This is a genomic window from Methylotenera versatilis 301 (assembly GCF_000093025.1).
In the GTDB taxonomy this organism is placed as follows: Bacteria; Pseudomonadota; Gammaproteobacteria; order Burkholderiales; family Methylophilaceae; genus Methylotenera; species Methylotenera versatilis.
The window spans coordinates 402,640-428,252 of record NC_014207.1 but is presented as its reverse complement, the minus strand read 5'-3'; the positions used below and the strand labels follow the sequence as shown (position 1 = coordinate 428,252).

Genomic DNA, 25,613 nt, shown 5'->3' with positions numbered 1-25,613 from the left:
AACAGCGCGGGAAATAAGTTGCCCTCCTACAAATCGAACATTACGGATGCGGCGGAGGCTGATGCCCAATTGGTGCCCCATTAGATTCATAGCCTCTTTCATCATAAGTTTGGTTATAACTTGCCTCGCTATTCACTGGTGCGACTGCAACACTTATACGAATTGTATCTCTCGGACGCTCATAGGTAGTGGTACTAAAGCTTCTACCGTTGTAGCTGTAGTTGACTAAATATCCACGTGAAACTGTTTGCCAGTTATCCACCAAAGTACAACGATCAACTGGCCGCTCTGTTGTTTGCGTATTGTTATTTTGGTTATCAATGCGGTCACCTGCAATAGCACCTACGCCCGCCCCAACTGCTGCAGCGGCAACACGCCCATTACCGCGGCCAATTGTGCTACCGAGTAGTGCCCCTGCTACACCGCCAATAATAGAGCCGCCTACAGAGCGATCACCATTAGAGTAAGTTTCGCGCGCGTACTCAGTGTGGCACTGCTGCGTTGGTGTGTTGATGCGTTCAAACTGAGGCGTAACAGAAAGCACTTTTGCTTGATCGTAATAATGATCGCCAGCGTCTTGCCCTGCCACGGCGGTGCTGATAACGTTAGTGGCAAATATGGCTAAGATGATTAAAGACTGTTTTTTCATCATTTTTCCTTTGAATAAAATCACTCTTGGCTAAGAGTTTATGAAGCTAAATTATTAAGTAAAATGGTAAATCAAATAATCGTGATTGCATCTAGCTAACTAAGTAAAGCTATGTAATAAAGCGTTAAGAAATGCAAAGATGTTAGTCAAGCGACCTCAACATAATTCATTTTTTGTCATGTGTAGCGGGCATCCTAAGTACTGCAGACACGCCAATACCCTTCACTATCAGCTCTACTAACAACAGTTTGAAGCCATCTACTTAAGAGAGCAAGGCCAATGAAACAATTAACTTTAAAAGCAACAATGCTTACAGCGATCATGGCTTTTGCCACATCATTTGCTTTTGCTGAAGATGCCAATACTTGGTTAAATGATGGTGCAGCATCACTTGCGGAAGTTAAAAAGTTATTACCAAACGGTAATCATGCCAAAAACGTGATTTTGTTTTTAGGTGATGGTATGGGTATTTCAACCATTACTGCGGCACGTATTTTTGAAGGTGAGCAAAAGGGGTTAGACGGCGAACGCAACAAGTTAGCTTTTGAAAAGCTACTCTGCCAATCAACAAACTCCTAATTCAGAACCAACCATGACAGCGATTGTATCTGGTGTAAAAACTAACGATGGTGAGTTATCTATCAACCAATCTGTTGTGCGCTCAGAGCCAAACAATGCAGTGATTCAAGCCAATAAAGTGACAACCATTCTTGAGCAAGCAGGTGATGCAGTGTACAGCAAACTGCTCGCGCGGGCCGCATTGAAGATATGACTGCAGTTAATACTGAAGACCCTTTCCACCAAGAAGTAACTGTGCCTTCGCAGGGTGGCGAAACTCACTCGGGTGAAGATGTTGCGATTTTTGCAGGCGGCCCTAAAGCATACTGAATACATGGTATTCAAGAACAAAGCTACATTGACCAAGTCATGAAAGATGCAATTGGTTTTTAATTGACTGTGGCTTGACTATCGCTCGCACTCGCCGCTTCTTGCATTGTAAAGTCAAAGTGGCGCACGACATTACGCCCTGCCCTTTTTGCCGCATACATAGCAATATCTGCGTGTTTAAGCAGCTCTTCATGTGAGCTACCATGGTCGCCAAACAGTGCGATGCCTATGCTAGGTGTGCTGCTATGTTCAAGTGTATTGAGCATATAGGGAATATTGAGCGTTTCTATGATTAAGTCTGCCACTTTCTCTACCTGCTTAGTCGCTTCGTCTATATCATCACTTAAATCTTCTAACATGACGACAAATTCATCGCCACCTAAACGCGCAACGGTATCGCTTTCTCGCACACATCGTAGCAATCGTTCAGCAACTTTTTTCAAGAGCAAGTCGCCCATATCATGCCCCAGCGTGTCGTTGAGCATTTTAAAATGGTCCAAGTCTAAGAATAGTAATGCACCTCGTCTTCCTGAACGAGCACTTACAGCTAAGGCATGATCAAGCCGATCAAACAATAATCGACGATTGGGTAAATTTGTGAGTTGGTCATAAAAAGCCAGTTGTTTAATTTCACTCTCTCGTTTGACCGCATTAAAACGTAACATGATATTTTCAGTCATATTACGGTTAAAGTTACGTATGCTGGCAATCATGTAACCAACATAAATAAAGCCTGCGACACTAATAGCAATGGAAATTTCATCACCAAACCAGAATGACCTAAGGAGCATGGGCACTAAAGATAATAAGGTATAAGACATGGCACAAATAATGTCTGCCGAATAAGAAACAACTGCGCCAGCAGACAATCCTGCTAGCATATAAATCACAAACATTTGATGCCTTGGTTCATCTGGTGTGAACATGAAGAAGCTGACTGAGCCCCACAACAGGCTACTCACTACAACACCTAATCGAAATTTATTGAGTCGATTTTCTATTGTTTTAAAATCAGTGCTTGGCTTGCGCAAACAGTTTAGGGTGAATGCTAAACGAACGGCATTTATAGCTATTGAAGAGACTAACCAAGCAATTAGCAACTCATAAGAAGCATTATCTTTTTGCATATATGCAAGAATAATTGCCATACTTGTACTAGCCAGCATTGTTCTGACATTGGAAGCTAAAATCTGCTCTAGCTGCGCCGCTTTTACGGCAGTTTTTTTATTTATATCGTTCATTTGACTTGGTTTTTACAAAGAACTAAAGTTGATTTTATATTGCTACTGTTACATTATGTAACATGCGTTGGCTTTGCTCAATCACTTTGTCCATTTTATGGAATTAGCTCAGTAATTTTGTCCATTTTATTAAAATGGATTTATTGCACTTTTAAGAAAAAATCACTCAATGCAAAATTTCGGCATATACATCATCGGCGACGAAATCCTCTCTGGAAAACGAAAAGACGCCCATCTTAGTAAAATCATCGAACTGTTTTCCGCACGCGGATTGCAGCTTGCTTGGGCAAATTACTTAGGCGATATTCCAGAACAAATTACCAGTTCACTCAAAGCCAGTATGGCAAGAGGTGATGTTGTGTTTAGCTTTGGCGGCATAGGCGCAACGCCTGATGACTTTACACGGCAATGTGCGGCAGATGCGGCAGGTGTAGCCATTGAACGTCACGTGGGTGCAGTAGCTGAAATTGAAGCGCAATATGGTGAAAGTGCCTATCCCAAGCGCGTGCTGATGGCGGACTTTCCAAAAGGTTGTGATTTAATTCCCAACCCAATTAATCGCGTTGCCGGCTTTAGTATTCATCAACATTATTTTGTGCCGGGCTTTCCTGAAATGGCGCACCCAATGGTGGAATGGGTATTAGAAACCTATTACTCGCATTTATTTCATACGCAAAATTATGTAGAAGATTCAATTTTAGTGAGCGAAGCTGGCGAGAGTGATTTAATTGATTTAATGAACCACATGCTGTCGCAATACCCTATGTTGAAGCTATTTAGCTTGCCCAAAAGCAACCAACGCAGAACCACGGAGCTAGGGATGAAAGGTGAGTCCGAGCAAGTAAAGCTTGCAATGGACGCTCTAAAATCTGGCGTCACTGCGCTGGGCTACCCTTGGGCAAATATATAAATGGAATGCAGAGCAGACTGTGGCGCATGTTGCACTGCGCCATCGATTAACAGTCCAATTCCAGGTATGCCTCAAGGCAAACCTGCTGGCATGCGATGCGTGCAGTTAGATATTAAAAACCGCTGTATGATTTTTGGCAAGCCTGAACGCCCTGCGTTTTGTGCAAGTTTGCAGCCAAGTTTAGAAATGTGTGGGAATGACCGTGAGCAAGCTATGATTTGGCTGACTAATTTGGAAGTGCTCACTAAACCAAATTAGTTACCCATTAAGCATTGTTGAAGTTAATTTGCCTAAATTCCAGCATCCTTAATTTTTAACATCAACCGTTTCCTTCATCAACATCACTGCAACAAAACTCACTAAAGCCATCGTTGAAACATAATAACCAACCCAAGCTAAACCACCTTTATCTACCAACAACTGCGAGATAAAAGGCGCAGTAGAAGCCCCTAAAATTCCACCTAAATTGTAAGACAAACCCGCGCCTGTATAACGCACAGCTACGGGAAACTGCTCTGGCAAAAAAGCGCCCATCGGTGCAAACGTTGCCCCCATTAAGAGTAAGGCGATGGCTAAAAATAAGGTAATCAAAAAACTTGAACCACTCGCCATTAACGGGCTAAGTGTAAATCCTGCTAATACCGCTAAAAAACAGCTTACCAACAATACTGGCTTACGCCCGAATTTATCACTCAAGTTTGCTGAAACTGGCGTAATCACTGCCATGAATAGCACAGCAATACACAACATTTGTAGAAAATCAGCACGCGGAATGTTGAGCGCTTTAGTGCCAAAGCTTAGGCAAAACACGGTGGCGGTATAAAACAAGTTGTAGCAAACGGTCATCGCCAACGCGCCTAGTAATACAGGACGCCAATGCTCGCTCAATAAAGATTTGATAGGTGTTTTGAGTGTTTGGTGTTGTTGTAGAGCCTTAGCAAAAGCGGGTGTTTCAGCCAATCTAAAACGCACATACAACCCAAGCAAAACTAACAAAGCACTTGCGAAAAACGGAATACGCCAACCCCATGCTTTAAATTCATCTTCAGATAAATATAGTGTTAAAGCCAGAAAACTTAAGGTAGCCAGCAAAAAACCTATCGATGGACCTAGTTGTGGAAACATGCCAAACCAGCCACGCTTATCTGCTGGAGCGTTCTCCGTGGCTAGGAGTGCCGCACCGCCCCATTCACCACCCAAGCCTAAACCTTGCCCAAATCTTAATAGACACAGCAACACGGCAGCCCAAGTACCTAAAGTTTCATAGCCAGGCAAACAACCAATCAACAAAGTAGAAATCCCCATCAACAATAATGAGGCTGCTAAAGTCGCTTTGCGTCCGATGCGGTCACCAAAGTGGCCAAAAACAATCGCACCTAACGGTCTTGCAATAAAGGCGATTCCGAATGTTAAAAAAGCGCTCAAAGCCTGCACAGCAGGGTCGCTTGCAGGAAAAAACACTTGCCCAATCACCAATGCTGACGCCATAGCGTAAATATAAAAATCATAAAACTCAATCGCTGTGCCAATAAAGCTGGCAAAGGCAATATGCGTAGTTGATGGACTTCTGACAGGCAAGTTTTGATTGTTCAAAGTGTGGCTTTCAAATGGCTTATTGTGTGGCTTGTTGCGTATATGCATCAGCATTATACAAACTTAGCATCATTCGAAAAATTTAAGTTTTCTGAGACCTCATTTGCGTATAAAATAGGCAGTTCGCTCTAAATAATTCAAAATTGCTAAAAAACTAAATATAAATGCAAATCGGCTCACACATTTTAAAGAATAACCTGATCGTCGCCCCTATGGCAGGTGTGACGGACAGGCCTTTCCGCCAGCTATGTAAAAAAATGGGCGCGGGGTTGGCTGTGAGTGAAATGGTGACATCTAACTCACTGCTTTACGGTAGCGAAAAAACGTTACGCCGAGCCAATCACGAAGGCGAAGTTGACCCGATTTCAGTACAAATTGCTGGTGCTGACCCACAAATGATGGCTGAGGCAGCGCGACATAACGTAGATAATGGCGCACAGATTATCGACATTAATATGGGCTGCCCTGCCAAAAAAATCTGTAATGTGATGGCCGGTTCCGCCTTACTTAAAGATGAGCCACTGGTTGCTCAAATTTTAAGAGCAGTCGTCAATGCCGTTGACGTACCAGTGACCTTGAAAATTCGTACGGGCTGGGATAAAAACAACCGCAATGCCGTGCAAATCGCCAGAATAGCGGAAGATTTAGGCGTTCAAGCCTTGGCTATGCATGGCCGTACGCGCGCCTGCTTGTACACTGGCGATGCTGAATATGACACGATTGCAGCCGTGAAACAGGCCATCAAAATCCCACTCATTGCCAACGGCGATATTACCACCCCAGAAAAAGCCAAATTCGTGCTGGATTACACAGGTGCAGACGCCGTGATGATAGGTCGCGCAGCACAAGGCAGACCTTGGATATTCCGCGAAATTGAGCACTTCATCAAAACTGGTGAACATTTACCGCCACCTGAAGTGACTGAAATTCGCACCGTGATGTTGGCGCATCTACACGATTTATATGATTTTTATGGCGAACTGACGGGCATGCGCATGGCGCGCAAGCATATTTCTTGGTACACCAAGGGTTTAAAAGACTCAGCGAACTTCCGCCATAACATGAACACACTGCAAACTATAGATTTGCAGCTTGCCGCGATTGATGAGTTCTTTGATCATCTGCAAAGTCGCGATCACCGTTTGCAATACGACGACTCTACAGACGACACTAACTCCAATAATCTAGTTCTTAAGGTGGCATAATGAATCCGTGCGAACTCGCTAACAGCGTCACATTATCCTTGGACCAATATTTTAAAGACCTTGATGGTGAGCCTCCGCACGCCTTATATGACATGGTATTGGCATGTGTTGAAAAGCCATTACTTGAATACACATTGCAATACTCCGGCGGCAACCAAAGTAAGACGGCAGAAATACTAGGGTTAAATCGCAATACCCTACGTAAAAAAATGCAGCAATACAAAATCGAATAAACAGTACAAAACACCCAACTCCAAATAATCACTTTCTTCTCTAGAGCTTTCAAATGGCAACTATTAAACGTGCGCTTATCAGCGTTTCAGACAAATCAGGTATTTTAGAATTAGCGCAGGCTTTAACTAAATTAAACGTAGAAATCTTATCGACTGGCGGCACTGCAAAACTATTCCGCGATAATCAAATTCCTGTGATTGAAGTCAGTGATTACACTGGTTTTACTGAAATGTTAGATGGCCGTGTAAAAACGCTACACCCTAAAGTACATGGCGGTATTTTAGGTCGCCGCGACTTACCTGAACATGTAGCCGCGATGAAAGAAGCCAACATTCCGAATATCGATATGGTGGTAGTCAATCTTTACCCGTTTGAAGCCACTGTTGCAAAGCCAAACTGCACACTTGAAGATGCGATTGAAAATATCGACATCGGCGGTCCAGCTATGGTGCGCTCTGCTGCTAAAAACTGGAAAGATGTTGCAGTGTTAACTGATGCAAGCCAATATGCAAATGTCGTGAGTGAACTGAAAAGTACTGGTGGCGCGCTAGCAGAAGCGACAACTTTTGCGCTGTCAGTTGCAGCATTTAATCGCGTGTCGCAGTACGATGCAGCGATTAGCAACTATTTATCTGCGATTGATTACGCCGCCAGCATGGCGAACAATCAACCTGTCACTCACCAATTTCCTGCACAAAGCAACACGAACTTTGTCAAAGTACAAGACTTGCGCTACGGCGAAAACCCGCATCAACAAGCGGCTTTTTACCGCGATTTATACCCAGCGCCTGGCTCATTGGTGACTGCGCAACAATTGCAAGGTAAAGAATTAAGCTTTAACAATATTGCAGATGGCGATGCCGCTTGGGAAGCCGTAAAAAGCTTTGACACTACCGCTTGCGTTATCGTAAAACACGCTAACCCATGTGGCGTTGCGCTTGGTGCAACAGCTTTAGATGCATATTCAAAAGCATTCCAAACAGATCCAAGCAGTGCTTTTGGCGGCATCATCGCTTTCAATACAACCGTGGATAAAGCTGCTGCAGAAGTCGTCAGCAAACAGTTTGTTGAAGTACTGATTGCACCTGATTACACGGCAGAAGCATTGGCAATTTTTGCTGCAAAAGCTAACGTTCGTGTACTTAAAATTGCATTGCCTACTGGCGGCGCAACTGCTTGGGAACAAGGTCGCAACTCACATGAAAGCAAACGTGTGGGTTCTGGCATCCTTATCCAAACAGCTGACAATCACGAAATAAGCCAATCTGATTTAAAAATCATCAGCAAAAAACAAGCAACACCGCAACAAATGGCCGATATGTTATTTGCTTGGCGCGTGGCGAAATATGTAAAATCAAACGCGATTGTTTTCTGCGGTAACGAAATGACTTTAGGCGTTGGCGCAGGTCAAATGAGCCGCATCGACAGTACGAAGATAGCGATTATCAAAGCGCAAAATGCAGGTTTAAGCTTGCAAAATTCAGTGGTCGCTTCTGATGCATTCTTCCCGTTCCGCGATGGTATTGATGCGCTGGCGGAAGCTGGTGCAAGCTGCGTGATTCATCCAGGTGGCAGTATGCGTGATGAAGAAGTGATTGCCGCAGCCGATGAACACGGCTTAGTAATGGTAGTGACAGGCATTCGTCATTTCAGACACTAATAGCAAATAAACATTTAAGGTAAAGCTAACAATATGAAAGTAATGGTCATTGGCAGTGGTGGTCGCGAGCATGCGCTTGCTTGGAAAATTGCGCAGAATAAAGAAGTTAGCCGCGTCTATGTTGCACCTGGTAACGCCGGCACCGCACTTAACCCTGACATGATCAACGTACCTATTTCTAGCGTACAAGACTTACTAGAGTTTGCCCAAAAAGAACAAATCCAACTGACAGTTGTAGGCCCAGAAGCACCGTTATCACAAGGGGTTGTCGATGTATTTCGTGCCAATGGACTGAAAATTTTTGGTCCGACCAAAGCCGCAGCACAATTAGAAAGCTCAAAAGATTTCGCCAAAGCATTCATGGTGCGCCACAACATTCCCACTGCAGCTTACGCCACGTTTACCGATGCTAAACTCGCGCACGACTATGTCACCGCACAAGGCGCGCCGATTGTAATCAAAGCCGATGGCTTGGCCGCTGGTAAAGGCGTTGTAGTTGCGATGTCAGATGATGAAGCACATGCAGCCATCGATGCGATGCTTTCTGATAACAAGCTAGGCAGTGCTGGCGCACGCGTGGTGATTGAAGAGTTTTTAACGGGTGAAGAAGCCAGCTTTATTGTGATGGTAGATGGCAAAAACATCTTAGCGCTCGCTACCAGCCAAGACCACAAGCGACTGCAAGATGGCGACCAAGGCCCAAATACCGGTGGCATGGGCGCCTATTCACCTGCACCAGTAGTGACTCCTGAAATTCATGCAAAAGTAATGAGAGAAATCATACGCCCAACCGTTGAAGGTATGGCGAAAGACGGCATTCCTTACACAGGCTTTTTGTACGCAGGACTAATGATTTCGCCAGATGGTGGCGTTAAAACTTTAGAGTTCAACTGCCGCATGGGTGACCCAGAAACTCAGCCGATTATGTTGCGTCTGAAAAGTGACTTTGTAGCACTCGCAGAACATGCGGTGAATGGCACACTAGATCAAGCAGAAACTGAGTGGGATAGACGCACGGCGCTTGGCGTTGTCATGGCCTCTGCAAACTATCCAGACACACCAAGATTAGGTGATGAAATCACTGGCTTACCAACAAATTTAGTAGATGCGCATGTGTTTCATGCTGGCACCACACTTAAAGATGGCAAGACATTAACTAGCGGTGGTCGCGTGCTATGTGTTACTGCGTTAGGTGAAACGGTTAAATTCGCACATCAGCAAGCCTATAAAATCATCGACGAAATTAAATTTAATGGCGCACAATATCGCAAAGATATTGGCTATCGCGCGATTAAAGGCTAATGATGAACACAGCCAACACTAGTCATATCGACACTAGCGACATCTACAATTACCTGCAGAAATTGCAGACAAAAATTATAGAAGCCATCGAGTTGGTAGACGGTAAAACCTTCCTGCAAGATAGCTGGCAACGCCCTGAGGGCGGTGGTGGTAACTCTTGCTTGCTTGAAGAGGGCAATGTGTTTGAACGTGCTGGCGTAGGTTTTTCTCATGTATTAGGTACAAAGTTGCCGCCAGCAGCTAGTGTTGCTCATCCTGAAGCGGCTGGTCGTCCGTGGGAGGCGATGGGCGTGTCTTTGGTGTTTCATCCGCGTAATCCATACATCCCAACCGTGCACATGAATGTGCGCTTTTTTATTGCCAAAGCCCAAAATGACAATGAGCAGGACATTTGGTGGTTTGGTGGCGGCATGGATTTAACGCCGTACTATGGTTTTGAAGAAGATGCTGAGCACTTTCATCGCACCAACAAAACCGCATTAGATGCCTTTGATACAAACTTTTACCCAAGATTCAAAAAAGAATGTGACGAATACTTCTATTTAAAACACCGCAAAGAACCGCGTGGAATTGGTGGTATTTTTTATGATGATTTTAGCGAATTAGGTTTTGAACGTAGTTTCGATTTCCACCGCGCAGTCGCGGATTCATTCCTGCAAGCTTACTTGCCTATCGTGCAACGCCGCAAAGATACACCTTATGGCGAGCGAGAGCGTGATTTCCAAGCTTATCGTCGCGGCCGTTACGTCGAATTTAATCTAATCTACGACCGTGGCACGATTTTTGGACTTCAATCTAATGGTCGTACTGAGTCTATACTACTGTCTATGCCCCCAATCGTTAAATGGCGTTATGACTGGAAACCAGAAGCTGGTAGCGCAGAAGCTAAGTTGTATACAGATTTTTTAATCGATAAAGATTGGCTTTCAATCACTTAACTTATAAGCACCTATGTGATGACCCATGACAAGAATTTCTACAGAAATTAAAGCCGAAGTTAAATCTCAGGCGCAAGATTTACTCAATTTTATTGACGCCAGTCCTAGTCCTTGGCACGCGGTGGATAGCGTTGCGAAACTATTAAAAGAAAATGGCTTTAAGCCGCTCATAGAAAATCAACCATGGCAGTTTAAAAAAAATGGTCGCTATTATGTGGTACGTGATGGCGCTTCTATTATTGCATTTGTCATTGGCAACCAAGCGTTAGCCGATACTGGTTTTCGTATTGTCGGCGCGCATACCGATTCACCCGGCCTGCGCTTAAAACCTAAAGCAGCATTTAGCAGTCAAGGTATTGCTCAACTTGGTGTTGAAGTATATGGCGGTCCTATTTTAGCGACATTTACCGATCGCGACCTAAGCCTGGCTGGGCGCGTGATGGTGCGTGAAGGCAGCTCATACGTAGCACGCCATGTTCAATTTAAAAGCTCCATTGTGCGCTTGCCCAACCTTGCCATTCACATGAATCGCGAAGTGAATGACAAAGGCTTGGTGCTCAACAAACAAACTGGTTTGCCGCTGATTTTTGGTTTTGCTACCGACACCGCTGAGGCACAAACACAACTCACAAACGCACTTGCAAAACAATTAGCCGTAGAGGCTGCGGACATTATCACTTGGGATTTAAGCGTTTACGACACCCAAAAAGGCAGCTTTTGGGGCTTGAATGAAGAGTTTATCGCCAATAGTCAGCTAGATAATTTAGCCTCTTGCCATGCCGCGATTAGCGCTTTATTAGGTAATAAGACTCCCGATAGTACCATTATTTGCGCTCTGTTCGACCATGAAGAAGTAGGCAGTGAAAGCGCAACAGGCGCCAGCGGAAGCTTTATGAGTGATGTGATTACGCGCATTTGCGCCTCAACCAGCACCAGCGCAGAAGACCGTTTGCGCGCACTAGCCAATAGCTTTTTTGTTAGCGCAGATATGGCGCACGCCTATCATCCCAATCACGCAAGCAGTTACGAACCCTGCCACCACGCACTTGTAAACCAAGGTCCCGTGATTAAAACTAACGCAAATCAGCGCTACAGTACCAATGCAGATACTGCTGCACGCTTTATCCAGCTTTGCAAAAGTGCAGAAGTACCTTATCAACAATATGCGCACCGTACTGATTTAGGCTGCGGTAGTACGATTGGCCCAATACTAGCTGCGCAACTTGGGGTAGCGAGTGTAGATGTTGGCAACCCAATGTGGGCAATGCACAGCATACGAGAAAGTGCTGGCGTGCTAGACCATAGTTATATGATTGCTGTATTAAAAGAGCTCTTTAAAAGCTAAATTCCCCACCCTCAGTAATTTTAATTAGCTTTCACGAAAATATTTGTTAGTATTATCCCTAGAGTTTCACAAAACAATAATGGGGATAACGTATGCGCAAAAAGCTTCTTCGCACAAAGGCGATTGTAGTTCACTCAAACAGTGGCCTAAAAAAATGTCTCACTGCCTTTGATTTAGCACTGTTGGGCATAGGATGCGCAATTGGCACCGGGATATTCGTGCTGACGGGTATCGCAGCAGCTACACAATCCGGGCCTGCCGTTATCCTGTCATTTATCATCGCTGGCGTTGCATCTGCTTTTGCTGCACTTTCTTATGCAGAGCTTGCTTCCTCGATTGGAGGGTCTGGCAGCGCTTATGGCTATAGCTATGTAGCATTTGGCGAATTTATTGCGTGGGTAATGGGTTGGATTTTATTACTCGAATATGGGGTAGGTTCAGCTGCAGTTGCTAATGGTTGGGCTGGATATTTCGTCAGTACCTTAGCCAACTTTAACATTTACTTACCCGAAGCGCTTACCAAGGCACCCGTATTAGGCGGTTTAATTAATCTACCTGCATTTGCCATTATTTGGATTTTGACTATTTTGTTGATGGTAGGCGTTAAAGAGAGCGCTCGCTTCAACAACATCATCGTGATCATCAAACTTTCAACTATCGCAATTTTCATCACATTAGCTTCTATGCATCTCAATACCAGTAATTGGCATCCGTTTATGCCTTACGGCTGGTTTAGTACTCTAGAAAATGGTAAAAATATTGGCGTTTTAGCTGGTGCTTCATTGGTGTTTTTTGCCTACTTTGGTTTTGATGCCGTATCGACAGCTGCGGAGGAAGCCAAAAACCCACAACGAGACTTGCCAATAGGCTTAATTGTTTCACTCACTTTCTGCACTATCATTTACATCGTTGTTTCAGCCTTACTTACAGGCATTGTGCCTTACACCGAACTGAATGTATCTTCACCAGTCGCCTTCGCACTTACCAAGATTGGCTATACCTGGGCATCTACACTCGTTGCAACAGGCGTATTGGCGGGGCTCATTACGGTGCTGTTAGTTTTACTATACGGCCTGACCCGTATTCTTTTCGCCATGAGCCGTGATGGTTTGATATCACCAGTTTTCTCAGAAGTGAATCCAGACCGCCAAACACCGACAAAAATTATTCTCATGTGTGGCGCTATCGTTTCTATCGTAGCTGGGTTTATTCCACTTGGCGAACTAGCAGAAACCGTGAATATTGGTACGCTAGCCAGTTTTATCATGGTATGTGTAGGCGTTATAGTGCTACGCAAACGCCAGCCTAATCTTAAAAGACCGTTTAAAAACCCATGGAATCCTTTAATTCCTGTACTTGGCATATTGTCATGCGGCGCACTAATGACATTTTTGCCTGCCGTGACATGGATGAGGTTTGGTATTTGGATTTTGATAGGCATCGTCATCTACTTTATTTACTCTATACATCACAGCAAGTTAAATAAATAATGTCGATTTAAGTAAAACTAGAAATTAAAAAAGCCAGCTTTTTGAGCTGGCTTTTTATTTATTACTTTAGTTAATTAACTAATAGTCATTGAACTAAAATTCTGTAAATTATAGTGACAATACCCAATGAACGATTGTTTTGATATCTTCGTCTTTAACTTGTGGGCTGTTTGCTGGCATAGGCATAGGACCCCAAACACCACTACCACCGGCTTTAACTTTAGCTACTAACTTAGCTTCAGCGCCTTTATCACCTTTGTATTTTGCAGCAACATCTTTATACGCTGGGCCTAAAATTTTTGCATCTACGCTGTGGCAAGCTAAACAGCCACTTTTTTGTGCTAATGCTTTAGCATCTTCTGCGTTTGCTTGACCAGCAACTAACATTGAACCAGCCAAAGCGATTGTTAACATTAAAGCTTTCATGCTATCTCCTTGAATTTACACTTAATAATTAGTTTGCATTTTTTTGCAACGAGCTATGATACCTACAATTTTAATTTAAACAAGTGAGCTTTATCAATTACTTAAAGAATACTCAATAAATTAAATTTTTCATCAAACTTACAACATTATCAACGCTCTGTGAACATATAACGCCCTTATGTATCCACGCGTTGACACCATTTGAAAAGTTTATTGGTTATAGCGTCTCGACTGCGTATTCGGCACTAATCACATGCGTTCTTCCAGGATTAATCACCACCATATTATCCATCGCGTTAGTCGTTTCTACGCAAACCATTTTACGCCATTCATCTGGCGCACCCATGTCTGCCATTTGTGCAGATTTTTCAGCGCCTGGACTCCACACTACTGTGGTATCACTGCCTGATTTTGATACATGAATCAAACGATTGTAGCCTTTATCATGCACCGTACAATCTGAGCTGTGGTTGATAAATACGCGATCAAATTCACCATCAAATGTAAGCGGATTATGCTCCACATGACGTTCGTATTTCAGCATTTTGTCTGAATACACACAATCTTGCAGACCTGTAATTTTCACATTAGCAATATCGCTAATGTTTAAATAAGTATGGAATGCTTCACTAATCACAAACGGATGGTCTGCTTGATTAGTCGTGGCTAAATCAACCCGTAAACGTCGACCAACTGTAATGGTTGCAACGAGTGTATACGGATATGAAAGCTGACGTTTGGCTTCTGGCGTATCGGCCATTTCCAACATAATACGCGTAGCGCCCGTTGGCGTGGCATCGACATCAATCACACGCCAAGGGATAACGCGTGCAAAGCCATGCGGACAAAAAGTACTGTCTGTTGGATGTGCACCAAACCAAGGCCAGCAGATAGGTACGCCACCGCGTATTGAACGACCTTTTACATACCGTGCATTGCTAGAAAGCCATAATACTGGTTGCACTAAAAACTTAGGCTGCCAAGCCATGACATGCGCACCTTGCAGGGCGATTCTAGCTGTACAAAGTGGATTATCCACCTCAAGATATTGCAAGCCACTTTCATCTTGCGTTTGCATCACATGCGCGTGAAGCTTCAAACGCTTCTTAGTTTGAAGCGTATTTGCATCTAATGGGCTAGCTTCTAATGTCTCTGTATTCATCTTATCAATTACTCATTAATTACACAGGTTAATTTATAGGTTTAATTTACAAATAGACTACTTTAGTTTATTTCTCAATTTGGCTCACATCACGCACGGCACCACGCGCAGCGCTGGTACTCATTGCCGCATAAGCACGTAAGGCAGGAGAAACTGCACGCACGCGACCAACTGGTTTCCATGCATCTTTACCTTTAGCTACCATTTTTGCACGGCGATGCGACATTTCTTCATCAGAAACTGCTAAATGAATAGTACGATTTGGAATGTCGATTTCAATCGTATCACCCTCTTCAACCAAACCAATTGCACCGCCTTCAGCCGCTTCTGGTGATGCATGTCCAATACTCAAACCTGACGTGCCGCCTGAAAAGCGACCATCGGTAAGTAAGGCACACACCTTACCTAAATCCTTAGACTTCAAATATGAAGTTGGGTACAGCATTTCTTGCATGCCCGGGCCACCACGTGGACCTTCATAGCGAATCACCACAACATCACCTGCTACTATTTTATCGGCAAGAATTGCTTCAACTGTAGCGTCCTGGCTTTCAAAAATACGCGCACGACCTGTGAACTTAAGAATACTGTCATCCACACCAGCTGTTTTAACAATACAGCCATCTAAAGCAATATTGCCGTACAACACTGCTAAGCCGCCATCTTGTGAGTAGGCATGTTCTTTGTCACGAATACAGCCTTCTGAGCGGTCGTCATCTAAAGTTGGGAAAAGCATGCTTTGACTAAAAGCAATCGTGGTAGAAATACCGCCTGGTGCAGCGCGGAAGAATTTTTTAACATCTTCGTCTTGTGTGACTTTAATGTCCCACTTATCTAAAGCGTCGCCTAAAGTTGCACTATGCACGGTTGGCGTATCACGATGAATCACACCGGCACGGTCTAGCTCACCCAAAATGCCCATCACGCCACCTGCGTGATGTACGTCTTCCATATGGTATTTTTGTGTGGCTGGCGCTACTTTACATACACAAGGCACTTTACGTGAAATATGGTCAATATCACTCATGGTGAAATCAACTTCCGCTTCATGCGCAGCTGCTAACAAATGTAATACGGTATTGGTTGAACCACCCATTGCCACATCTAAACTCATCGCGTTTTCAAACGCTTTGATATTAGCAATGCTACGCGGCAACACTGAATAATCATCTTGCTCGTAATGGCGTTTTGCCAATTCAACAATCAGACGACCCGCCTTTAAGAACAATTCTTTACGTGCACCATGTGTAGCAAGTGCAGAACCATTACCTGGTAGACTTAAACCAAGCGCCTCTGTTAAACAGTTCATTGAGTTTGCGGTAAACATGCCTGAACATGAGCCACAAGTTGGGCAAGCTGAACGCTCGATTGCTTCAGACTTTTCATCGCTGACTTTGCTATCAGCCGCTGCGACCATAGCGTCAACCAAATCTAGCTTCAAGATTTCGCCTTGCCAGTTCACTTTACCAGCCTCCATTGGGCCGCCTGAAACAAATACCACTGGGATATTCAAACGCAGTGCCGCCATCAACATGCCCGGCGTGATTTTGTCACAGTTTGAAATACACACTAGCGCATCTGCACAGTGTGCATTCACCATATACTCGACTGAATCGGCAATCAAATCACGACTTGGTAAGCTATACAACATACCGCCATGACCCATCGCAATACCGTCATCTACGGCAATGGTGTTGAACTCTTTTGCCACGCCGCCTGCGCGCTCAATTTCACGTGCAACTAACTGACCTAAATCTTTAAGGTGTACGTGACCAGGAACAAACTGTGTGAATGAGTTACAAACCGCAATGATAGGCTTATCAAAATCGCCATCTTTCATGCCAGTAGCACGCCACAAAGCGCGTGCACCAGCCATATTGCGGCCGTGAGTAGTGGTTCGAGAACGATAAACTGGCATAGGTAAAAATCCGTAAAATAATGAGTACTATATACAAAGTGTAATTTTAGACCAGATGGCGAAACTAGAGCGGATTAAATATGTTTATTTTTTGAGCATCAACATCAAATTATCTAAACCCACAGACTTGCTAAACAAAAATCCCTGAGCATATTGGCAGCCGTAGCTTTGTAGCAGGCTTGCTTGCGCTTCTGTTTCAACGCCTTCTGCAACCAACTCTTTACCCAAACTTTGCACCATCGCGACAATGGCCTTTACTAATAAGGCATGGCTACGATTAGTCGTAATTTCATTAATAAAAGAACGATCTACTTTGACTTGATGAATTGGAAATTTGTTCAAATAAGCCAAGGCTGAATAGCCTGTACCAAAATCATCAATAGAAATTCTAATCCCTATTTCATCAAAAGCATCTAGCACCCGATGCACTTCGTAAGCATCCTGCAAGAGCAATCCCTCAGTGATTTCAAATTTTATCCAAGAAGGCTCACATTTTGTTTCATCCAGCAGCGCCTTGATTCGCTGCAAAAAATTAAGCTCAACAAATTGCCTAGATGAGAGATTAATAGAAATAGAAATCAGTTCTGTACTGGCTTCGTTAATGATTTTTGCCGCAATAAAACCTTGCTTGATGATCCACTGCCCAATCTCTACAATGAGACCAGACTCTTCCGCTACCTGAATAAAAGATGCTGGAGAAACTTCGCCTAAGGCAGCACTCACCCAACGACACAAGGCCTCTACGCCAATCACGCGCTTGGTCTGCATCTCAATAATTGGCTGAAACTCCAAATACAACTCGTCATTTGAAAGTGCGTATCGCAACGCGGTTTCAATTTCTAATTGATACCGCATGTCCGCTGTTAATGTAGGCGAATAAAACTGGCAATTGTTCCTGCCCTTTTGTTTGGCTGAGTACATGGCTGAATCAGCGTATTTAATCAAATCATCGACGTCACGACTGTCTTTAGGGTAACAGGCGACGCCGATACTGGCAGAGACAAAATAACCTGCCCCAGCAATATAATATGGCTGAACAACCTGCTCTAATAAACTCGCAGATTTAGCAATGAGCGCTTCGGTGCTTTCGTAGCCATGAATCAGTATGGCAAACTCATCTCCACCCATACGCGCAAAGAAATAACTGTCATCCACATTTTGTTTAATGCGATCAGCCACACCTATCAACAACTTATCACCCACGGCATGCCCCATGGTGTCGTTAATTGTTTTAAAGTGATCCAAATCCATAATAAGTACGGCAAACGCGGCCTGATGTTGCTCGGCTCGCTCAATGGCTTTGTTTAATGCTTGATTAAAGAATCTGCGGTTAGGTAAATCAGTCAGCACATCATGAAATGCTAAATGCTCAATAGTCTGTCTATACTCGGCATTCTCAGTAATGTCTGTGGCTATGGTCAGCGCACCCGTCACATTGTGATGCTCATCGTACTCTGGGATCAACTTCACCTGATTGACAGAAAATGCTCCACCATGCTTAGCGTGTATTTCGAACGACTGCTTCTTTTGTGTTTGCATCACTTTTTGTAATCGTTGAGTAAATTCCTTAGCAGACAGATTAAGAATATACGGACTCCACTCCTCTTCAGGTGTTTTAAAAAGGTAAACTTTGTCTGAAACCCCATATTGCTCATCACAATGTGCACTCACAAAAACACGCTTACAATCTAGGTCATATCGCACAATTGTAATTGGCAGGTTCTTGACCAAGGTCATGTAATCTTGCTGACGTTTAGCCACCTGTGCCTGCAGGTATTGCTCTTTAGTAATGTCGCGGGCAAAACCAACTGTGCCAATCACCTCATCGTTCACAACCACACAAGACTTAAAGGTTTCTGCCCAATGTGTCTCGCCATTACTTTTTATAATAGGCTCTACGTGTGTTTTACAAACGCCCGTTTGCATCACTTCTTTATCACCCTCTACATAACTAGTAGCAGCTTCTGCTGAAAAATAATCGTAGTCCGTTTTGCCTTCAAGATCATGCACAGAAAGCTGCTTAGCCACCTTAGCAAAAGCATCGTTACAGGCTAGAAAACGACTCTCTTTATCTTTCATCCACACCATAAATGGAAAGGTATCTAATAAAGCGCGTAAATAATACTCACGCCGTCTGATTTCCTGATTTTCAATTTGCTTATAAAAGCCGTGATCTCGACCTATGGCAAGCACGCCCAAGACCTGATCTTGCTCATCAATAATTGGGGCTATATGCAACAAATCATAGACGTTATATTGCGCGGTTGGACCTTCGCACTCCAAGACAAAAGTCGTAGTGGCGCGCATCTGCATTGCACGTATCATTTGCGCATTCACTTCTTGACTCACACTAGTCCATGCCGCTTCAGCATCGGTATCAGCGTATGCCACATCTAAAGCCAGTAGCGCGGGGTTCTTGTATGCTTGTTTACCATTGCTATCGATAATACAAATGTTGTCTTGCGCGAGCAGAAAAAGGCTTTCACATAGGCTTATATAAGCGGCTAAGCCTTTATCCACATTAAGATTAATCAATTCTGATGTGTTGATGTAAGCATTTGATTCTGACATAAATATCCCAGACAAAAATTGCATCTAATGAGTCATGTTCAATTCAACCATCTAATTAAAATAGTTTGTTATTGATATTCATAATATTTGAACTATACGCCAAATTTATGGACTTTGACTATGCCAATTAAAAGCACACTCTAGATCACAGATGACTTTATAAAGCTGCAATAAAGACCTGTTAAACATCATTACAATTAAATTACCTTTATTTAAACCTTTAAATATTAAAACTTAGGTAAAATTCAGCCTTTACTTAATAGCGCACCTCTCATGTTCGTTCACCCTAGTTTTGACCCTATTGCAATTCACCTTGGTAAGTTTGGTATTCATTGGTACGGATTGATGTACTTAGTTGGATTCTTAGCATTTTTGGGCTTAGGTAAATGGCAAATTAATCACAGAAAATGGCATGGCTGGACCATAGCCATGCTAGATGACGCCTTGTTTTTTGGGGCTTTAGGCGTAATTTTTGGTGGGCGCTTAGGCTACGTGTTGTTCTACCAATTTAGTTACTTTATCCATCACCCATTAGAGATTTTTGCGGTATGGCAAGGTGGCATGAGCTTTCATGGTGGCTTCTTAGGCGTGTTAGTCGCAATGTGGTTATTTGCGCGTAAATACCAAATTAAATGGCTTAACATCATGGATTTTGTAGCGCCACTGGTGCCAATTGGCTTGGGCGCCGGTCGCATGGGTAATTTCATCAACGGTGAGCTCTGGGGTCGCGTTACCAACGCTCAATGGGGCATGGTGTTTCCTAAGGTGGATAATCTATTGCGTCACCCTTCGCAGCTATATGAATTTGGTCTTGAAGGCATCGTGCTATTCTCAGCACTTTGGCTTTATTCATCAAAACCGCGTGAAACTGGCGCGGTTTCGGCTCTATTCTTAATTGGCTACGGCAGTTTTAGGTTTTTAGCTGAATATACCCGCGAGCCAGATGCCTACTTAGGCCTGCTATCTATGGGCTTTAGCATGGGGCAATGGCTAAGCTTGCCTATGATACTGCTTGGTATCTGGATGTGGTTTCAGGCGCAAAAACAACGTTTTAATTAACGCTCTTTAGTCGCTTGGTGATGCCTATGATGAAAATCGAAACCAAGCGATTAAAATCCAACACCTCAATTTAGCTGTTCAACTGCACTTCTAGTTTTCACGTCATTTTCACATCTCACTACAAATTAATACTATTTATAAATCAATAGCTTAATTTTATTCATTTCATGCCGTAAACATGGTATGTACTTTGCATATTGAATTCTGTACGTGACTATTTGAGGTGAGTGAAAATGAAAAACTTATTTGAAGTAATGTTTAAAAGAGACTCTGGATTTATTGAGTTCAAAGCTGAATTTCAGCCTTTGTACGTCAATTCACCTAGCATTTTGAATACTGCAGATGATGCAGAACATGAATTTGAAAAGACTTCTTTATCTAGCGAAACACAGCAAGACGAGATGCAAATTGATAATATTTACAGCAGTTTTTAGCTCACTGCTATTAGTGCTATGGCGTCAAACTATCGGTGCAACTTGTTGTGCTGTTTTGACTGATGCCGATTAATCTCAGTTGTTCGCAGCATTGCATGCTTGGTTTTTTGACCATGCGTACGTTCACGCCAAAGCTTGAAAGAGCTAAGCTTTAAATTGGCGCGCATCACTTTAATCACGCCATCTTGATTAAGACCAAATTGCGCTTCAATCGCCTCAAAGGCGGTTCTGTCTTCCCAAGCCATTTCTATGATGCGCGAAATGTCAGCCTCACTAAAATCAACACTTAACAGCAACGTTTAATCCCTTTCCATTTTTTATCTTGCCACTCTTTAAAAAAAGCTTCTCGGCTTAATGGCATAGGCGTGTCTTCGGCTTGGTCTGTTTGATTAAGGCGATGTACTGAATGGTTTTCTGCAAAATGCTTTAAATATTGTTCGTAAGCATCATCACCAGTCAGACGGCGGACGTAGCGCCAAAAAGCTTTTAATTTTTCTAACATTTCTAATCTCTCACCCAATTCTCGACCAAGCGACTTGGCTCGCGCGACACTTCTGTTAGCGGCAATACTGGCTTGCCTGCTAAATATTTATAAGTCACATAGAGCATATCTGCAATCACCACCCATAGCACGGCAACAAAAAACATCGTTAAATAGGCATCTAGCTGCTGGTTAAATATTAGCTGAGGCGCTACTGCTGCTTTTTCTGGCGTTAATGTACCTGCAGCTAACTTAGTCGCCAGATCATTTGCTGCTGCAAGAAAGCCAACGCGAATATCATCACTGAATATTTTTTGCCATGCTGCGGTGCTAGTCACAAACACTAGCCACACCAAAGGCAGACCTGTAATCCAAGCGTATTTAGATTTCCCAGACTTCACCAAAATTCCCGTTCCTACACATAAGGCAATAGCAGCGAGCATTTGGTTCGCAATGCCGAATAGTGGCCACAAAATATTTACGCCGCCATTAGGATCGATCACGCCGATATATAAGAAATAACCCCAGCCAGCCACCACTAGCGCACTGGTGAAAATAACAGAAGGCATCCAAGAAGTGCGGCCCATTTTTGGCCAAATATTACCCAGCATGTCTTGCAGCATAAAGCGTCCAACGCGCGTACCTGCATCTAGCGTGGTGAGAATGAAAATCGCCTCAAACATAATGGCAAAGTGATACCACAGCGCCAGCATGCTTTTACCAAAAGCATTGCCAAAAATACTTGCCATACCAACCGCCAAGCTTGGTGCGCCACCAGTACGGGCGAACAAGCTGCTTTCACCCATGTCTTTGGCGAGCTGGTTCATTTGCTCTACACTCACGGCAAACCCCCAACTATTGATTTTTGCAATCGCATCAATTGCCTCTTTACCCACCACACCAGCAGGGCTGTTAATGGCAAAAAATACGCCAGGCTCTAGCACTGTGGCGGCAATCATTGCCATAATAGCGACAAAGCTTTCTAGTAGCATTGCGCCGTAACCTATCATACGGATATCTCGTTCATTGGCTAAAAGTTTAGGTGTAGTGCCCGATGAAATCAGCGCATGAAAACCAGAAATGGCACCACATGCAATGGTAATAAACACAAATGGGAACAGCTTGCCGCCGAATATCGGTCCTGTGCCATCGGTAAATTGCGTTAACGCAGGCATGTGAATGTGCGGTTGCAAAATGATAATCGCAACGGCCAACAAAGTGACCGTGCCAAGTTTTACAAAGGTTGATAAATAATCGCGAGGTGCAAGCAGCAACCACACAGGCATGACTGCCGCAGCGAAACCGTAAGCAATAATTACCCAGGCGAGCGTTAAACCTTCGTGATCAAACAAGCCACGCAAAGATTCGTTATGCTCTATCCAACCGCCACCAGCCACTGCTAATAACAACAAGACAACGCCCAATGTCGAAGCCTCTAACACCCGACCAGGACGGAAGTTACGCATATAAAAGCCAACAATCATGGCGATTGGAATAGTTGCTGCTACCGTAGAAGTCGCCCAAGGGCTATGCTTCATGGCGTTCACAACGACTAAACCCAGCACTGCAATCAGAATAATCATGATCAAAAATGTACCAATAAGCGCCGCAGCGCCGCCAATTGGACCAATTTCATCACGCGCCATTTGCCCCAAGCTGCGCGCATTACGGCGAGTTGAGAAAAATAGCGTGACCATATCTTGCACAGCCCCTCCTAACACTGCGCCGATTAAAATCCATAACGTACCGGGTAAATAACCAAATTGCGCGGCTAATGTTGGACCAACCAAAGGTCCAGGTCCTGCAATCGCAGCAAAGTGGTGCCCAAACACCACCCATTTATTAGTAGGAATAAAGTCTCGACCATTATCTAGGCGCTCCGCAGGCGTGGCGCGTGTTTCGTCTATCACTAACACGGTGGCGGCAATCCAAGCGGCATAAAAGCGATATGCAATCGCGTAAATACAAAGTGCCGCCGTAATAAACCACATGGCGCTGATGCTTTCACCGCGATTAAGCGCAATAGCGCTCACTGCAGAAACACCTAAAACCAGCACTGCGATCCAGATAATTATTTTGAAATTTTTGTGCATAATAAATATTGAGTGACTATTTTAAATAATTTGATTCGTTAAGTATAAATCAGACCTGCGATCACGCTAAAAACTTTATTGGAAACTTTGTACTTGAGATATTGAATAACAATGAACCTAAACACTTTTCAGTTGCCAGTTATACTGTCAATAATACAAATTTAACCGAACCGATAAGCATGCAAGCTACCGATACAAACGCGCCTAAAAGTGAACTGCCCCTTAACTCCAAGTCTCCTGTCAAAAAGCTCTCCTCTTTAGGTAATCTTTGGCCATTTTTGTATCCATATCGTTCGCGCGTATTTTTAGCGTTTATACTGCTATGCCTAGGCTCGGCAACGTTGCTCTTAGTACCGCTAGCTTTCAGAGATTTAATCGACTTTGGTTTTGTGACAAAAGCGGCTTCTGCAACATCGCACAAGGGTCTGATAGGCGCATTAAGCTTAAATGGTCACTTTCTGGTGATGTTCGCGCTTGCCATATTTTGGGCGCTGATGATTGCATCGCGCTACTACACTGTTTCTTGGGTGGGCGAACGAGCTACGGCAGATTTACGTAGCGCCGTCTATGCACGCGTCATGACGCAATCGCCACAGTTTTTTGAAACGACTCAAACCGGCGAAGTGCTTTCTCGCCTGACTGGCGACACCACCTTAATCCAAACCGTGGTGGGCAGCTCAATTTCTATGGGCTTGCGCAGCTTATTTCAGTTTACTGGCGGCATGGTGATGTTGGCTGTCACCAACTTGTATTTATTCTCACTGAATATAGGCCTGATGCTATTGCTGATATTGCCTATTATTATCATTGGCCGCTCAGTTAAAAAGCTATCGCGCGAATCGCAAGATCGTATCGCCGATAGCTCTGCGATGGCAGGTGAAATACTTAACGCCATGCCTACCGTGCAATCGTATACGCAAGAGCAACGCGAGATCGCACGCTTTAGCAAAAGTGCCGACATTAGCTTTACCACCGCATTAAAAAGAGTTCGCGTACGTGCCATGCTGACAATGCTGATGGTCACCGCTGTATTAGGCACGATTATTTTTGTACTATGGATAGGCGCACGTCAAGTGAGTGCTGGCACGATGACGGGCGGAGAACTTGCTAGTTTTGTACTTTATGCGATGATGGTCGCTGGCGCAGTAGGCACAATGGCTGAGGTTTGGGGCGATGTGATGCGCGCAGCTGGTGCTACCGAGCGCTTACTTGAACTTTTGCATGCGGAAGTTTCAATTAAAGAACCCGTCAATGCGCAAAGCCTGATTAACCCAAGTAACGCCGCAATTGAATTCAAAAACGTAGTGTTTTACTACCCATCGCGCCCGCAAATCGCTGCTTTAGATAACGTGTCATTAAGCATTGCCGCAGGTGAAACGATTGCATTGGTTGGTCCTTCTGGCGCGGGGAAAACCACTTTATTCCAATGTTTACTCAGGTTTTACGAAGCCAATTCTGGGCAAATTACCATCAATGGCCAAAATATTGATACTCTGAGCTTAAACAGCTTGCGCAGCAATATCGCCATCGTGCCGCAAGATGCGGTGATATTCTCAGCTAATGCGCTGGAAAATATTCGTTACGGCAAGCCAGAGGCAACTGATGATGAAGTGATTGCCGCAGCTAAAGCCGCCCAAGTTGACGAATTTGTGCATAAATTGCCAGATGGCTATCAAACCTTTTTAGGTGAGCGCGGCACACGGCTTTCTGGCGGGCAACGCCAACGCATTGCCATCGCCCGCGCCATCCTTAAAGATGCGCCAATATTGCTATTGGATGAAGCCACCAGCGCACTAGATGCAGAATCAGAAATACTTGTTCAGCAAGGTCTGAACGCCGCGATGCAAGGGCGTACCACGTTGATGATTGCGCATCGATTAAGTACAGTGCAAAAAGCTAATAGAATTATCGTGCTTGAGAATGGACGTATTGTAGAAATTGGCAGTCCCGCACAGTTGCGTGAGCAAGGCGGACTATATGCGAGGTTGGCGGCACTGCAACTTGCTTAAACCTA

At 44.0% G+C, this 25,613-nt stretch carries 22 protein-coding genes and 1 pseudogene; 13 read left to right on the top strand and 10 right to left on the bottom strand.

Annotated elements, in window-relative coordinates; all coding sequences use genetic code 11:
* Window positions 1-40: 40 nt before the first annotated feature.
* Window positions 41-652 (bottom strand): glycine zipper 2TM domain-containing protein, encoded by a 612-nt coding sequence (locus M301_RS02065; protein WP_238524651.1) that lies wholly within the window; start codon window positions 650-652, stop codon window positions 41-43.
* Between the two features lie 276 nt (window positions 653-928).
* Between M301_RS02065 and M301_RS14800 the strand changes: the two are divergent.
* Window positions 929-1,421, top strand: a pseudogene (locus tag M301_RS14800) (alkaline phosphatase).
* 175 nt (window positions 1,422-1,596) lie between these two features.
* Here the strand turns inward: M301_RS14800 and M301_RS02050 are convergent.
* Entirely contained in the window at window positions 1,597-2,778 is a 1,182-nt protein-coding gene (locus M301_RS02050) for a GGDEF domain-containing protein (RefSeq protein WP_013147098.1), read from the bottom strand.
* Between the two features lie 169 nt (window positions 2,779-2,947).
* On the opposite strand from M301_RS02050, the gene M301_RS02045 reads away from it, so the two are divergent.
* Window positions 2,948-3,688, top strand: coding sequence for a competence/damage-inducible protein A (locus tag M301_RS02045; protein WP_013147097.1), 741 nt, complete (start codon window positions 2,948-2,950; stop codon window positions 3,686-3,688).
* Window positions 3,689-3,946 (top strand): YkgJ family cysteine cluster protein, encoded by a 258-nt coding sequence (locus M301_RS02040; protein ID WP_013147096.1) that lies wholly within the window; start codon window positions 3,689-3,691, stop codon window positions 3,944-3,946.
* A 48-nt stretch (window positions 3,947-3,994) separates the two neighbouring features.
* On the opposite strand, the gene M301_RS02035 is transcribed toward M301_RS02040, so the two are convergent.
* Window positions 3,995-5,335: an MFS transporter gene (locus M301_RS02035; RefSeq protein ID WP_013147095.1), complete on the bottom strand. Its 1,341-nt coding sequence runs from the start codon at window positions 5,333-5,335 to the stop codon at window positions 3,995-3,997.
* Between the two features lie 110 nt (window positions 5,336-5,445).
* Between M301_RS02035 and dusB the strand changes: the two genes are divergently transcribed.
* The 7 genes from dusB to M301_RS02000 all read left to right on the top strand — a co-directional run bounded on the left by dusB (window position 5,446) and on the right by M301_RS02000 (window position 13,455).
* Window positions 5,446-6,486: a tRNA dihydrouridine synthase DusB gene (gene dusB / locus M301_RS02030; protein ID WP_013147094.1), complete on the top strand. Its 1,041-nt coding sequence runs from the start codon at window positions 5,446-5,448 to the stop codon at window positions 6,484-6,486.
* The gene (locus M301_RS02025) at window positions 6,486-6,719 is read left to right on the top strand and encodes a helix-turn-helix domain-containing protein (protein ID WP_013147093.1); all 234 of its coding nucleotides are present in this window, start codon (window positions 6,486-6,488) and stop codon (window positions 6,717-6,719) included. The genes dusB and M301_RS02025 overlap by 1 nt, the downstream gene beginning before the upstream one ends.
* A gap of 53 nt (window positions 6,720-6,772) precedes the next feature.
* Window positions 6,773-8,380, top strand: a complete 1,608-nt coding sequence (gene purH, locus M301_RS02020; protein ID WP_013147092.1) for a bifunctional phosphoribosylaminoimidazolecarboxamide formyltransferase/IMP cyclohydrolase — start codon at window positions 6,773-6,775, stop codon at window positions 8,378-8,380.
* Window positions 8,381-8,413: 33 nt separating this feature from the next.
* The gene (gene purD, locus M301_RS02015) at window positions 8,414-9,682 is read left to right on the top strand and encodes a phosphoribosylamine--glycine ligase (protein ID WP_013147091.1); all 1,269 of its coding nucleotides are present in this window, start codon (window positions 8,414-8,416) and stop codon (window positions 9,680-9,682) included.
* Between the two features lie 2 nt (window positions 9,683-9,684).
* Entirely contained in the window at window positions 9,685-10,620 is a 936-nt protein-coding gene (hemF, locus tag M301_RS02010; protein ID WP_013147090.1) for an oxygen-dependent coproporphyrinogen oxidase, read from the top strand.
* A gap of 25 nt (window positions 10,621-10,645) precedes the next feature.
* A complete protein-coding gene (locus tag M301_RS02005) occupies window positions 10,646-11,965 on the top strand; it encodes a M18 family aminopeptidase (RefSeq protein WP_013147089.1) in 1,320 nt (439 codons plus the stop codon).
* A gap of 92 nt (window positions 11,966-12,057) precedes the next feature.
* A complete protein-coding gene (locus tag M301_RS02000; protein WP_013147088.1) occupies window positions 12,058-13,455 on the top strand; it encodes an amino acid permease in 1,398 nt (465 codons plus the stop codon).
* A gap of 108 nt (window positions 13,456-13,563) precedes the next feature.
* Here M301_RS02000 and M301_RS01995 read toward each other — a convergent pair whose 3' ends face one another.
* The 4 genes from M301_RS01995 to M301_RS01980 all read right to left on the bottom strand — a co-directional run bounded on the left by M301_RS01995 (window position 13,564) and on the right by M301_RS01980 (window position 19,532).
* Entirely contained in the window at window positions 13,564-13,881 is a 318-nt protein-coding gene (locus tag M301_RS01995; protein WP_013147087.1) for a c-type cytochrome, read from the bottom strand.
* 217 nt (window positions 13,882-14,098) lie between these two features.
* Window positions 14,099-15,043 carry a D-hexose-6-phosphate mutarotase gene (locus M301_RS01990; RefSeq protein ID WP_013147086.1) on the bottom strand — a complete coding sequence of 315 codons (945 nt, stop codon included), beginning with the start codon at window positions 15,041-15,043 and terminating at the stop codon, window positions 14,099-14,101.
* Between the two features lie 67 nt (window positions 15,044-15,110).
* Window positions 15,111-16,961 carry a dihydroxy-acid dehydratase gene (ilvD, locus tag M301_RS01985; RefSeq protein WP_013147085.1) on the bottom strand — a complete coding sequence of 617 codons (1,851 nt, stop codon included), beginning with the start codon at window positions 16,959-16,961 and terminating at the stop codon, window positions 15,111-15,113.
* 84 nt (window positions 16,962-17,045) lie between these two features.
* Window positions 17,046-19,532 (bottom strand): EAL domain-containing protein, encoded by a 2,487-nt coding sequence (locus M301_RS01980; protein ID WP_013147084.1) that lies wholly within the window; start codon window positions 19,530-19,532, stop codon window positions 17,046-17,048.
* A 273-nt stretch (window positions 19,533-19,805) separates the two neighbouring features.
* Between M301_RS01980 and lgt the strand changes: the two genes are divergently transcribed.
* Window positions 19,806-20,591, top strand: coding sequence for a prolipoprotein diacylglyceryl transferase (gene lgt, locus M301_RS01975; RefSeq protein WP_013147083.1), 786 nt, complete (start codon window positions 19,806-19,808; stop codon window positions 20,589-20,591).
* A gap of 233 nt (window positions 20,592-20,824) precedes the next feature.
* Entirely contained in the window at window positions 20,825-21,025 is a 201-nt protein-coding gene (locus M301_RS01970; RefSeq protein ID WP_013147082.1) for a hypothetical protein, read from the top strand.
* A gap of 29 nt (window positions 21,026-21,054) precedes the next feature.
* On the opposite strand, the gene M301_RS01965 is transcribed toward M301_RS01970, so the two are convergent.
* From M301_RS01965 to M301_RS01955, 3 genes are read right to left on the bottom strand one after another with little or no spacing between them, the layout of a single operon-like run.
* The gene (locus tag M301_RS01965) at window positions 21,055-21,321 is read right to left on the bottom strand and encodes a TIGR03643 family protein (RefSeq protein WP_013147081.1); all 267 of its coding nucleotides are present in this window, start codon (window positions 21,319-21,321) and stop codon (window positions 21,055-21,057) included.
* Window positions 21,312-21,527, bottom strand: a complete 216-nt coding sequence (locus M301_RS01960; RefSeq protein ID WP_013147080.1) for a YbdD/YjiX family protein — start codon at window positions 21,525-21,527, stop codon at window positions 21,312-21,314. Before M301_RS01960 ends, M301_RS01965 begins: the two co-directional genes overlap by 10 nt.
* 2 nt (window positions 21,528-21,529) lie before the next feature.
* Complete coding sequence (locus M301_RS01955) at window positions 21,530-23,599, bottom strand: carbon starvation CstA family protein (RefSeq protein WP_013147079.1); 2,070 nt, start codon at window positions 23,597-23,599, stop codon at window positions 21,530-21,532.
* Window positions 23,600-23,778: 179 nt separating this feature from the next.
* On the opposite strand from M301_RS01955, the gene M301_RS01950 reads away from it, so the two are divergent.
* The gene (locus M301_RS01950) at window positions 23,779-25,608 is read left to right on the top strand and encodes an ABC transporter transmembrane domain-containing protein (RefSeq protein ID WP_013147078.1); all 1,830 of its coding nucleotides are present in this window, start codon (window positions 23,779-23,781) and stop codon (window positions 25,606-25,608) included.
* Window positions 25,609-25,613: the final 5 nt, after the last annotated feature.